Raw genomic sequence first — 12,200 nt, forward strand, 5'->3', positions numbered from 1 at the left:
ATTAGAAACCATTAAAATTAACAAAGTTTAAAATATTAAGAGGCAGGATTTATGATGAAATATTTTATTTTTATCTGTTATTTATTGATATGTGGGGTATTTATTTATTTTTAACCGCGCTGCTGGTGTTTCTGACGGTGCTTCCCAAAATCCAGAATTCACACTGGATATTCAGGGTTCCGGAATTCGGTAAGATCCAGATCACCTATGTTGTGTTCATTACATTTCTTTTCGGGTTCAGCCTGGAAAAGCCGCAGTATTTTTTATATTCACAGGGACTTCTGATCCTGATGTTTGTTCATCATGGGGTTACGCTCATCAGGTATACTCCGCTTTATCCTGTAAAAAAACACAGACAGCGTAACCGGTCTTCAGAGAAGCTTCATTTTGTGTCTGCCAATGTTTATCAGTTCAATAAAGAATATGACCGGTTTATAAAGCTTATTGAAAAATACCGTCCGGATGTTTTTCTCACGATGGAAAGTAACGGTGACTGGGAAAAAGCAATGAGAACTTTAGAGAAAGATTACCCGTACCAGCATAAAGTAACGCTTGAAAATACATACGGAATGCACTTCTATTCTAAAATTGAAATCAAAAGTGCACAGACCCACTATTTTGTTGCGGACGACATTCCGAGCATTGAAGCTCATTTAAAAACTGAAGACGGATTCTCATTTGTATTTTTCGGAGTTCATCCGCCACCGCCAAGCCCTACGGAAGAGGAAACTTCAAAAGAAAGAGACGGAGATCTTCTCAGTACGGCAAAACGCGTGAAAGACCTCCTTAAACCCGTTATTGTTGTTGGGGATTTTAACAATGTAGCATGGTCTAAATCCTCTGTCCTGTTCAGAAAAACAAGTGGTTTAATAGATCCCAGGATCGGGCATTCCTTCGTTTCTACTTTTCATGCCAGGTACCGTATGCTGAGATTTCCTATAGACCTGATGTTCCATAGCGAAGATATTTTTATCAAAGAACTGAAAACGCTGGAAAATTTCGGTTCAGATCATCTTCCTGTTTACTGTGAATTTTTCATCGATCATCATAATGACGAGCAGGAGGAACTTGTGGAAGAAGCCACTGCCGAAGAAAAAGCAGAAGCGGAAGAAATGATACAGGAAGGAAAAAAAGAAGACGGAAACCGCGAAGAAGTGGTAACGGAAGACTGATTTCTAATCCTGATACAAAATACAGAATATTTCTTCGGATAGCAATATATAATGAATAATTTTTGTATAATCGTGCTGGAATTAATAGCCGACATATGAATCTGATAGACAATTTAAAATCAAATGCTTTTATAGAATTTGCGAAAGACCATTCTACCCTCATCATTGCCATTCCTTACATCATCGGAGGCCTGCGCCAGTTATTCAGACTTCTTACCATTTCGTTTGATCTGATTATTTTCTTCTCTTTTACACAACTTTTAATAGATGGCATCATTACCATCCTTAAAATGGTTGTATTATTATCATATGTACAGCTCTACAAATCCTTTTTAGATAAAAAAACCAATTCTGGCGAACTGAAAGCCCTGAAACAATACAGCATTATCTTAGGCTGTTTATTTACAGGAATCGTTGGAACTGTCATCTATTTTAAAATGGTTGTCGGAAACCTTCCGTATGCACCGATTTTCCAGTTTTTCGTATTTCTTTTATTAATTCTGCTGTCTATTAATCTTGTGATTTCATTAAAAGACAGCCCATTTAAAGGCACAGGATATTCTATGATCTTTGTCTTTCTGGTCTTTATTCCTATGCCTGTTTCCTCAATGAATCATATTGACAATATCGACACTTTATCCAAGAGGCTGAAAACGGAATATAAAGATGCTAAAATGGTGTATTACAATGATCAGTATTTGTTTTATAAAATCAATCCTAAAGATTCAGCAGATAAAATTTTAGTTGTGAAAATTGATAAGCTATTTGATGATGTTATATATGAAGGACAGAAAGAAAAGTAATTTTCTGAAACATAAAGGTTGATGATTAACAATATTGATTAAAGTATTTTTACAATCTGTGGAATCTTCTTTTAACCACAACAGGCACAAAAGATTTTTAACACTTTTTTTTAGTAGAATACTTCACACATAGAAGTTCACATAACTTAAAAAAATCTGAGATTTTTAATTAACATAAAACAATCTAAATGACTGTATTTAATCTCAATATTCATTTTGTGTGCTAATTTCATATAAAAGACCGTTCCACAGTCGTGAAACGGTCTTTTAATTTATAAAATTATATTCTTAGAATAATTCTTTTCTGATGATATTCTGGCTCCTTTCTGGTCCTACAGAAACAAGGTATACATTAATACCTAAGTATTTTTCAATAAACTCAATGTATTTCTGAGCATTTTCAGGAAGTTCATCGTAGCTTCTTGCTTTCGTAATATCTTCGTTCCAGCCCGGAAGCTCTTCATAAATTGCTTCGTAATCGTATAGCTTTGTAGTAGAAGAAGTGAAATAATCGATGATTTTCCCATCTTCTGTTTTGTAGTGTGTAGCGATTTTCAGTGTTTCAATTCCTGTAAGAACGTCAAGCTTAGTGATTACAAGATTATTGATTCCGTTGATCATACAGGCGTGCTTTAAAGAAACAAGGTCTAACCATCCTGTTCTCCTTGGTCTTCCGGTTGTAGCTCCGAATTCACCTCCGATCTGTCTGATCTTTTCACCCAATTCATTGTCTAATTCAGTAGGGAAAGGCCCGTTTCCTACTCTTGTACAGTAAGCTTTAGCCACACCAATAAGGTTTTGAAGCGATGTAGGAGGAACTCCTGCACCGGTACAAACTCCTCCGGTAGACGGAGAAGATGAAGTTACGTATGGATACGTTCCGAAATCGATGTCAAGCATTAACGCCTGAGCACCTTCAAACAATACGTTCTTTCCTTCGTGGATGGCTTCATTCAGTTCCAGTTCCGTATCAACAATTCTGTCCTGAAGCTGTTTTCCGATTTCCAGAAACTCGTTATAGATCTCTTCAACATCCAATACAGGCTTTCCGTAATATTTTTCAAAAAGAGAATTTTTAACTTTTAAGTTTTTCTCAATTTTTTCTCTTAAAATCTCAGGATTCAAAAGGTCAACCATTCTGATTCCAACTCTCGCGATTTTATCTTCATAGCAAGGTCCGATTCCTTTTTTCGTAGTCCCGATCTGGGTTCCGCCATGTTCTTCTTCACGGTATGTATCCAAAAGAATGTGGTAAGGCATGATGACATGCGCTCTTCTGCTGATAAAAATGTGGTCAGTTCTCAAGCCTTTGCTCTCAATCTGGCTAACTTCCTTAATAAAAGATTTAGGGTTTACCACTACTCCGTTCGCAATGATACACTTCCCTTTGCACTGCAGTACCCCTGAAGGAAGAAGGTGAAGTACGAATTTTTCATCGCCTACATAAACTGTGTGGCCGGCATTGTCACCGCCCTGGAAACGAACAACATAATCCGATTTAGCAGATAAAACATCCGTGATTTTTCCTTTACCTTCATCTCCGTACTGAAGACCTACAACTACGTAAGTTGACATATTTTACTTTTGTTTTTAGATTCATGCAAAATTACTCTGAAAAAATAGGGTGAGCAAATTATGAGGGAAATTTATTTTTGATCGAGGTGGAAAATGTGATGGTTACAGACTTCATCAATAAGGATTTAATAATATCTTCTGATCATATTCAGATCATTTTGAAAATATACCAAAAATTGGTATATTTGATTAAAATTAAAATATTATGGCAAAAAATACATCCATATTATTGGGAGATTATTTTGATAATTTCATTAATGAACAGATAAAATCCGGAAAATATTCATCTGCCAGCGAAGTAATACGAAATGCTCTTAGATTATTTGAATACGAAGAATCTAAAAAAACAGAACTGATTAATGAATTAAAAAAAGGGGAAAAGTCGGGTTTTGCTGAAAACTTTAACAAAGATACTTTCCTGAACACGCTTCATGAAAAACACCGTTCATGAATTATAAAATCAGTAAAGAAGCTCTTAAAGATTTAGAAAAAATCTGGCTTTATACTTTTGAAAATTGGTCAATGGAACAGGCGGATTATTATTTCAATTTAATAATGAATGAAATTGAATATCTTACTCGTAACCCGATGTCAGGAAAAGATTACGGCAAAGTTAGAAAAGGATATTTCCGTTCAAGAGTAAAATCACATTTTATATTTTACAAAATCAATTTGAAAGATGAAGAAATTGAAATCATCAGAATACTTCATCAGCAAATGGATATTTCGGCGAGACTGGATGAATAAAATTCAAATTCTCATTCCCCATCACAGTTAAAGCTTTTATCAGATGAAATCATTAGAAAAATCAGGATACTTACCTGCCAGAAATCAAAACAGCCCTCAACTCTTCCACACTCTTTTCACTCCGGGTGCAGTACCTCCCAAAGCCACTCTTCTCATCATTCATGGTATGCAGGAGCATAGCGGAAGATATGCTGAAATAGCAACTTATTTTGCAGACCGCGGATTTGCAGTCCTCACTTATGATCATTTGGGACATGGCAGATCAGTAAAGGATAAAAAGGATATTGGATTTTTCCAGCTCAACAAGCCGGATGAAAGACTTATTGATGATGCTGAAACAATGGCACAATACCTACATCAGCAATATCCGGATATTCCGCATTTCGTTCTGGGACATTCTATGGGTTCATTTATAACGAGATGTCTTCTTCAGAGGATAAGCAGCAAATTTACCGGAGCTGTGATCACAGGAACCGGAGGTCCTCTGGCAGGGATCAGTTTCATAAAAGGATATCTTTCATTAGCCAATACAATTGCTCCACATCATCCGACTTATCTCAACACTCTCTTCAGTAAAGTCAATAACAGTCACTTTAGAAAAGATAAAGATTTCAGCAATACAAGCTGGCTCAGCCTGAATCCGGTCAACAGGAAAGCATTTACCGAAGATGAACTCTGCGGAATTCCTTTTACCAATAATGCATTCTATGCGTTATTCAGCATTTACAAAAAGGCTACGGCAAGAAACTGGGCAGATTCCATTTCTAAATCTTTTCCGCTTTTACTGATTAGTGGTCAGAACGATCCCATCGGAGATTTCGGAAAAGGAGTAATGAAAACCATTGACAACCTGAAAAAAGACGGATTTACCCATATCAGTTATCGCCTTTACCCGGAAATGCGCCACGAAATCCTGAATGAAGCAATAAAGGAAGAAATCTTTCAGGAGATTTATGAATGGTTTATGAAATATTTATAGTTTTTAAGCTGAAGATTGAGCAAATAACGTATTTGTTACAGAAGTCCTGGCTAAAGCCAAAGGATTGGATTTTTATTATTTGGGCGGACTAAAGCTCACCTCTATTGAATAAATTCTGTGGGGTAGAAAATGTTTATCTATTTTTCGTTCGCAGATTTCACTTATCTACACTCACCAGATTGAAATGTCCATCATAAAAAAAAACATATAAATATAATAAACTAAACATCAGAAACTTAACCCTGAAAACCCAATAACTACTCATTTTTTCCAAATGCCGGATATCATTTAAACTTATCCGAAAATACAGAAAGCATCTTAAGGTGCTTTTTATTTTAATTTCATAAAATCTACTATTATAAGGGAAAACAGGAAGATATGCCGGCTTACAACGATGTATAATATAACTTCAAAAAAAGTACAAAAACCCGTTGCATGGACATTTGGATGGACACCTGCACGGACATTTCTGTGTTATCCCAACCGGATTAACCAACCCATAAGACCTAAAAAATAATCTGTACAATCAATAAACAATGATTCAACACCCTTTAGGGAATTCTAAAACAGATAAAATTAAACTGAAAATCAACCACTTATATTTCTATTCGTTTTTAAATACTGTATTTCCGCCTCCAGATCATTCAACCGGTCATAAAACTCCGCCGGATCCGGCAGATTGAAATTCAGGTGAAGCTTTACTTCCCATACTTCTTTTATCGTGCTTGGATGGATGTTTTGAGTTGGATAATTTCGTCGGTTATCTGATTTGCAGATCAGATTATCATATTTCTTGATCCTGTTCAGGCATCTTTTGATCAGTCCGTCTTCAATTTCATTTGAAACAATAGCATACAGCTTATTATCGCTGATATCATGAATCCAGTCGTCTACAAACTGGGCAACCACGTGCGTACGGTCAGGAAGCGTAGGAAACATAGAATGTCCTTCAATTTCAAACATCCTGAACACACCGTTATTAAGGTTCGGAAGCCGGAATGTAGGTAATGATTTAATGAAATTCGGATCATTATATCCCTGAAGATATCCGGCCTTCAGCTTGTTGGGTACCAGAGCAATATTATCTCTGTTATGAGAATCCACCGTTATAACCTGTGGAACCCTGTGGTAAAAATCAGAAAGTAAAGCAGCCTGCTCTTTTTTATCTTCTTTCAGCATTTCTCCTTCCCCCATAATAAGCCATTCGGAATTTATTGCGAGCGAGGTGCATATTTTTTCGATTACATTGAATTTAGGCTCCGTTCCGTTGATATAACTTCTTATATTGGACTCATTCACCCCTATCATACCCCCGAAAACAGAATTATTCCCGTTAGCAAAGTAATCAACAAGTTGTTTTATCCGAAAATTTATTCCATTCATAATCAATAATTTGAATCTTGATTCGAGAAATTTTTCGAGTTTTCGTTTGGTTATTCGTAAAACTTTACGATATTTGTCCCGTACAAAAGACAAACATGATAATGAACAAAACTACTAAAAAAAGAACATATTACAATACAGAGATCTTAAATATTCTGATGAAACGTCATGACTGTTCCATTGACTTCATTCGTAAATCTTTGCGCGGTGACAGAGTGGGAGAAAAATCTGATGTCTTAAAGAAGGAATATAATATTTTTTTAAGGAAAACCGAAGAAGCCATTAATAACGAAGCCCAATCACTAAAAAATAAAATACCATGAAAAAAATAATCCAGACCCTGTTCTGCCACAAAAAGATAGAAGTAATAGATGCCAAAACAGGAAGAAAAGAAATTGCTAGTTACAGAATAATATTAGGAATTTTCTTTAAGATCAGCTACCAACCTCAGTAAAACAAACCAAAATAACGATACCATGCCGATTCACTGGGGCAGTATACTCGCAGTAACAAAAGATGAACTGGTTCCGGCATACTTCAGCACATTAGACGCTCTTCAGAAAAAAATCCAGCGGTACAGAGATCTGCCTTTCGGAATTAAGCAGGTCAGAAAAGGAGGAAACGGCCGCCAGATGCTCATTGACTTTGATTCGCTTCCCAAAGAAATACAGGATAGCCTTGGAGATCCGCGCAAAATGCAGCACCCCATGATCCCTTTCTTTCAGTTTGATCCGTCTGCGGTCCGTTATTATACCGATTTCAGATTTGAAGACGGCACCCCGCTCAAAGAAAACTTCAAACAGGAATACATCACCAACGCCAGTGTACTTCTGGCTGCAGAAAGACTGAAAACTGCAAGGCTTGAAGAATGGAAGAAGCTTAAAAAAACATCAGGACGAGGGCTCATGCCTTCTATCTGCACTGATATAATCACTTTTAATGAATATCTGCCAAAGATCTTCAATACAGAACATACTATTCCCGCATCATACAGGGCATTTGACAGGATATGGAAGCCGTTTTTCAACACCTATGAAGACGGAGGCTATAACTACAGCTGCCTGATCTCCGGAAAACTGAAAAACCAGAACCGGAAGCTGATGACCGATGAAATGATTGCATTGCTGAACGACATGTTTGCCGGACAGGATTACAAGCCCTCAAGAACACAAGTTGCCTCCCAATATCAGGCTTTCCTGAAGGGGGAACTGGAGATCATTTCCAATGAAACCGGTGAAATGTACGACCCGGCAGACAGCAGGAAATTCAAAGAAATATCAGACAGCTCCATCATTGCATGGCTAGGAAAGTGGGAAAATAAGATAGGAACCTACGCCAGACGTTCAGGAGACCGTCAGAAACTGATGCAGGAATTCATTCCATGGCACAAGCTGGCCAAAATCAAAGAGGCAGGAACCTTGATTTCAATTGATGACAGGCAGCCTCCGTTCATGTACGACAAAAAAAGAAACCGCGTATGGTTCTATATGGGAATAGATCTCGGTTCTGAAGCCTGGACATGCTGGGTACACGGAAAAACCAAGGAAGGAATCATCACCGAATTCTACCGCCAGATGATCAGGAATTACACAGAATGGGGATTCAATCTTCCTTTAGGTTTAGAATGTGAAAGTTCCCTGAACAGCAGTTTTAAAGATACATTCCTGCGAAACGGAGCCATGTTCGACAATGTTAATATTTATGCGAACCGGGCCCGGTCCAAAGCCATTGAAAGAAAATTTGAAGAACTGCGGTACCGACATGAAAAAAGCAGACTGGGATGGATGGCCAGGCCTCATGCCCGGAAAGAAGAAAACCAGAAGAGCGCGGATGAAGAAGTCATTATTCCGTACGATGATATTGTAGACGGCTCTCTGAACGACATTGAAATATGGAATAATTCACCTCATTCTGTATATAAAGACAAAACAAGATGGGAAGTCTTCTGTGAAATGCAGAACAAAAATACCCGCCCCACCAACTGGCAGGCGCTTCTGCCCTATCTGGGAAAAGAAACAGTATCAAGCTGTAATGCGGGAATCATCAACTTCAGGAGTACCACGTATGTTTTGGGACTAGATGGTGAAATTGTTTTAGGAGAAGACCTGATCAGGCTGATGAAGTATGTGGAAGGAAAAGAGTTCAGGATATTCTGGCTCGACGGAAACGACGGAAATACGCTAAAGGCCATGATCTATTATGAAGATATGATGCTCTGCGACATTGTGCCGCATCCGGAATATTCAAAATCAAAGCACGAAAGAGGTGCACAGGGAGAAATCAACAGAAAGCTGATGTCCGCTTATGAAAATACCGTGAATGCTTTCATGGCCCATCAGAAAAGAGAAATTGAACAGATCACGGTGATAGACAACCGTAAGAAAGTAATCAACAGCAAGTTTCAGATTCCCGGCAGAAAAAGATACAGGCAGGCAGAAACGATTCCAGAGGAAGTTCTTTTTGAAGAAACCCAGGAATACAATTACAAAGAAACAGAAAGTACTGCAAGAAGCTGGAAATCAAACTTCAGATAACAGACACAAAATAGAAAATATGGAGATCAATAAAGAATTAAAATACCAGATCCGGGAAGCGATGATGAAATACCGGAATAACTTCGGCGGAACAGATGCTGCTTTTGCCAAATCATTAAACATAAGCAACTCAATCTACAGCAGGATCAAAAAAGGAGAAACAGAAAAGATCCTATCCGCCGGAGAATGGCTGCACATCGGAAGAAAATTCCGGGTAGACCTTAATAAGAACAGCTGGAAGTTTGCCAGAACCGAAGTCTATGAGCAGATGTACGAAAGCTTCATCTTCTGCCAGAAATCAAAAACATCCATGATCCTGGTTGACGACTGCGGCATAGGAAAAACAGAATGTGCCAAGGCTATTATTTCCCAGATGAAAAATGCCTTTTATGTGGATGCCTCCCAGACACACACTAAAGTAAGATTTATCCGGCAGCTGGCTCTTGTTTTAGGATGCGGGACGAAAGGCAAATACCATGAAGTTCTGGAGAATGTAAAATATGCCCTGAACGTCCTTGAGAACCCATTCATCTGCATTGATGAAGCCGGAGACCTGGAATACAGTGCCTATCTGGAATTAAAAGGAATTATGAATGACACGGTAGACAACTGTGCCTGGTTCATGATCGGGGCGGATGGCCTGAGAGCAAAGATCACCAAAGGAATCAACAACCACAAGGTAGGATTTGCCGAAATATTCAGTCGTTTTTCTGATGATTTCGTCACCCTGGTTCCGAAAGGCCCGGAAGACCGAAAGAAATTTTACACCAAGCTGATCGGAGACGTGGCCTATGTAAACCTTGATGACAAAACAACCGTGAATGAAGTCATCAGAAGCTGTATGGTCAAAATAGATACACCCTACTCTACCCGCAAAGGCCAGGAGAACGGAAAGATCAAATCATTAAGATATCTCAAAACATTAGTAAACGTAAACAGATCATGAGATCCATATCAGTAAAGCAGGCGCTGTCCATCGTCTTTAAACAGTTTGAATTTACCGGATTATGGCAGAAAGCCTTCGGACAGCCGGAAACAACAGGATTCTGGTATCTGGGAGGTGCAGAGAAAAACGGAAAAACCACCTTCGCCATGATGCTCGCCAAATATCTGGCAGAATTTGGAAAAGTACTGTATGTATCTGCGGAAGAAGGATTCTCCAAAGACATCATCTCTGCAATGGTTGCCGCAGGATTATCGGATACTGATAAAAACTTTAAGCTCCTGGATTATATGCCCTGGGATGAACTGAATCAGAAGTTTGAATCAAGAAAATGCCCGAAGATCATTTTTATAGACAACACAACGGTTTACCGTGACGAAATCACCAGGAAAATGGTTCTCGAGCTTAAAGAAAAGCACAAAAACAAGCTCATCATTTTCGTAAGCCACGAAGAAAAAGGACTTCCGGACAGTGCGCTGGGAACTGTCTGGAGAAAATTATCCAAAATCATCATCCAGGCAGAGGGCCTGAAAGCCATCATCTCAGGAAGATGTCCCGGCGGAACATTATTTATCAACGAAGAAAAAGCCAACCTCTATTGGGGAACAACAATTGAAAACCAACAACAATGAATACAAGAGAAAACCTATTAACCATCGCGCTGCAATATGACAGCTACGGAGAAAAATACCTTACCGATTTCGACAGAATGTTTATCCATAAAGAAATCAGCTCCATCTGGAATGAATCAGGATATGTAGTTCCGGAAGACGTGGAAGGAAAAATACAGATAAAACTCAGAATTATTAACCAGCTCCAGTGGGAATCGCCCTACTAAGAGAGGGAAGCCGGGAGATGGAAGAAGGAAGTTATGAAAGCCATAAAGAATAGCTGTTTATACATTTTATTTTTTTAAGAGAGTTTAGCTTTATAGTGAACGTTTGTAATAATAACGAAAAGTAACTTCCAGCCTCCATCTTCCCTCTTCCAGCCAGAAATAAAAACCCCATTATTAAAACCCATAACAATTCATTAATCACCAAAAACAAAAAATATGATCACCGAAACATTAAAAATAATGACTATTGAGGAACTTGAAGCAGAGCTTAACGCAAGAAAACAGAAAGAAGCCCAGAAACGCGAGCAAAAACGCACACAGTATGAAAGCCTGAAAAAGTCTGTCATCAGCGACCTGGCCACAACGGCAGACCATCTTTCCGCACAGATCCAGGATTTTAAAACCAAAGCTTTTTCAGATCTGGGTTCTCTTTTTGACCTGCTGAAAGACTACAGCAAAAGACATCAGGACGGAAAAGGAAACTTCAAAATTGAAGACGAAAATTTTAAAATTCAGTATAAAAGACAGGGAAAAGGTGTTTTTGACGAAAGATCACACCAGGCAGAGAAACACATCATAGATTTTTTAAGCTCGAAATATAAAGGCGATCTTGATACCAAAGACCTCATCATGTCCCTTCTGGAACGTAAAAACGGAGCGCTGGACATCCTTCTGGTTCAGAAATTATACAGCATGGAAGACCGCTTTGACGACGAAAACTGGAAAGAAGGCATAAGGCTGTTAAAAGAAAGCTACAGTTTTTCATTAAGCAAAGATTACATTTCTTTTTTCAAGAAAAATGAGAATAATGAATGGGAAGGAATTAATCTCAATTTTTCCTATTAAAAAGCTGAGATGAAACTTCTTCTATCTTTAAACAACAGTAAGCTGAACGTCCTCAACAACAGTATGCAGATTCTGGATATGCTGAACATCAATACCCAGCCCAGAAACCTGAAAAGCAGCATTTCCATCTGTATGGAGCTCAGAACGGAACTGCTGCAGAAAGCTGTAAAAACCAGACAGAAAGACAGATCTTTTATCATTAAGCTTCCTTATTATAAAGCTGATGCCCTCTGGCATTTCCTGAAGGAATATGAAATCTACTTTCCGGACGATTTCGGAAGCTATGAAACCAACGCCGTCCTGATGATGAAAAATGAACTTCACAGGCAGCTGCAGTAAAAAGTTTTCAATAACCTGATCTAAGCAGGCTGGAAGCCGGA

At 38.4% G+C, this 12,200-nt stretch carries 15 protein-coding genes; 13 read left to right on the forward strand and 2 right to left on the reverse strand.

Going from position 1 to position 12,200, the window contains the following annotated elements:
- Positions 1 to 89 precede the first annotated feature (89 nt).
- Positions 90 to 1,172, forward strand: a complete 1,083-nt coding sequence (locus tag AOB46_RS03215; protein WP_062696589.1) for an endonuclease/exonuclease/phosphatase family protein — start codon at positions 90 to 92, stop codon at positions 1,170 to 1,172.
- 95 nt (positions 1,173 to 1,267) lie between these two features.
- Positions 1,268 to 1,975, forward strand: coding sequence for a hypothetical protein (locus AOB46_RS03220; RefSeq protein WP_062696590.1), 708 nt, complete (start codon positions 1,268 to 1,270; stop codon positions 1,973 to 1,975).
- Positions 1,976 to 2,263: 288 nt separating this feature from the next.
- On the opposite strand, the gene AOB46_RS03225 is transcribed toward AOB46_RS03220, so the two are convergent.
- The gene (locus AOB46_RS03225; RefSeq protein ID WP_062696591.1) at positions 2,264 to 3,550 is read right to left on the reverse strand and encodes an adenylosuccinate synthase; all 1,287 of its coding nucleotides are present in this window, start codon (positions 3,548 to 3,550) and stop codon (positions 2,264 to 2,266) included.
- A 205-nt stretch (positions 3,551 to 3,755) separates the two neighbouring features.
- On the opposite strand from AOB46_RS03225, the gene AOB46_RS03230 reads away from it, so the two are divergent.
- The 3 genes from AOB46_RS03230 to AOB46_RS03240 are packed head-to-tail and all read left to right on the forward strand — an operon-like array spanning position 3,756 to position 5,276.
- Complete coding sequence (locus tag AOB46_RS03230; RefSeq protein WP_062696592.1) at positions 3,756 to 4,001, forward strand: type II toxin-antitoxin system ParD family antitoxin; 246 nt, start codon at positions 3,756 to 3,758, stop codon at positions 3,999 to 4,001.
- A complete protein-coding gene (locus AOB46_RS03235) occupies positions 3,998 to 4,297 on the forward strand; it encodes a type II toxin-antitoxin system RelE/ParE family toxin (RefSeq protein ID WP_062696593.1) in 300 nt (99 codons plus the stop codon). The genes AOB46_RS03230 and AOB46_RS03235 overlap by 4 nt, the downstream gene beginning before the upstream one ends.
- Positions 4,298 to 4,340: 43 nt before the next feature.
- Positions 4,341 to 5,276 carry an alpha/beta fold hydrolase gene (locus AOB46_RS03240; protein ID WP_062696594.1) on the forward strand — a complete coding sequence of 312 codons (936 nt, stop codon included), beginning with the start codon at positions 4,341 to 4,343 and terminating at the stop codon, positions 5,274 to 5,276.
- A 588-nt stretch (positions 5,277 to 5,864) separates the two neighbouring features.
- Here the strand turns inward: AOB46_RS03240 and AOB46_RS03245 are convergent.
- Positions 5,865 to 6,659 (reverse strand): helix-turn-helix transcriptional regulator, encoded by a 795-nt coding sequence (locus AOB46_RS03245; protein ID WP_062696595.1) that lies wholly within the window; start codon positions 6,657 to 6,659, stop codon positions 5,865 to 5,867.
- A gap of 95 nt (positions 6,660 to 6,754) precedes the next feature.
- On the opposite strand from AOB46_RS03245, the gene AOB46_RS03250 reads away from it, so the two are divergent.
- The 8 genes from AOB46_RS03250 (at position 6,755) to AOB46_RS03280 (ending at position 12,159) form a co-directional block, all read left to right on the forward strand.
- Positions 6,755 to 6,982, forward strand: a complete 228-nt coding sequence (locus AOB46_RS03250; protein ID WP_185113840.1) for a hypothetical protein — start codon at positions 6,755 to 6,757, stop codon at positions 6,980 to 6,982.
- Complete coding sequence (locus AOB46_RS23955; protein WP_262486708.1) at positions 6,979 to 7,113, forward strand: hypothetical protein; 135 nt, start codon at positions 6,979 to 6,981, stop codon at positions 7,111 to 7,113. The genes AOB46_RS03250 and AOB46_RS23955 overlap by 4 nt, the downstream gene beginning before the upstream one ends.
- A gap of 22 nt (positions 7,114 to 7,135) precedes the next feature.
- Positions 7,136 to 9,193 carry a hypothetical protein gene (locus AOB46_RS03255; RefSeq protein WP_062696597.1) on the forward strand — a complete coding sequence of 686 codons (2,058 nt, stop codon included), beginning with the start codon at positions 7,136 to 7,138 and terminating at the stop codon, positions 9,191 to 9,193.
- 19 nt (positions 9,194 to 9,212) lie between these two features.
- Positions 9,213 to 10,139, forward strand: coding sequence for an AAA family ATPase (locus AOB46_RS03260; protein WP_062696598.1), 927 nt, complete (start codon positions 9,213 to 9,215; stop codon positions 10,137 to 10,139).
- Positions 10,136 to 10,768, forward strand: a complete 633-nt coding sequence (locus AOB46_RS03265; RefSeq protein ID WP_062696599.1) for an ATP-binding protein — start codon at positions 10,136 to 10,138, stop codon at positions 10,766 to 10,768. Before AOB46_RS03260 ends, AOB46_RS03265 begins: the two co-directional genes overlap by 4 nt.
- Positions 10,765 to 10,974, forward strand: a complete 210-nt coding sequence (locus AOB46_RS03270; protein ID WP_062696600.1) for a hypothetical protein — start codon at positions 10,765 to 10,767, stop codon at positions 10,972 to 10,974. Before AOB46_RS03265 ends, AOB46_RS03270 begins: the two co-directional genes overlap by 4 nt.
- Positions 10,975 to 11,190: 216 nt before the next feature.
- Entirely contained in the window at positions 11,191 to 11,820 is a 630-nt protein-coding gene (locus AOB46_RS03275; RefSeq protein WP_062696601.1) for a DUF3164 family protein, read from the forward strand.
- A gap of 9 nt (positions 11,821 to 11,829) precedes the next feature.
- The gene (locus AOB46_RS03280) at positions 11,830 to 12,159 is read left to right on the forward strand and encodes a hypothetical protein (RefSeq protein WP_062696602.1); all 330 of its coding nucleotides are present in this window, start codon (positions 11,830 to 11,832) and stop codon (positions 12,157 to 12,159) included.
- Positions 12,160 to 12,200: the final 41 nt, after the last annotated feature.

It is taken from the genome of Chryseobacterium indologenes (genome assembly GCF_001295265.1).
In the GTDB taxonomy this organism is placed as follows: Bacteria; Bacteroidota; Bacteroidia; order Flavobacteriales; family Weeksellaceae; genus Chryseobacterium; species Chryseobacterium indologenes_A.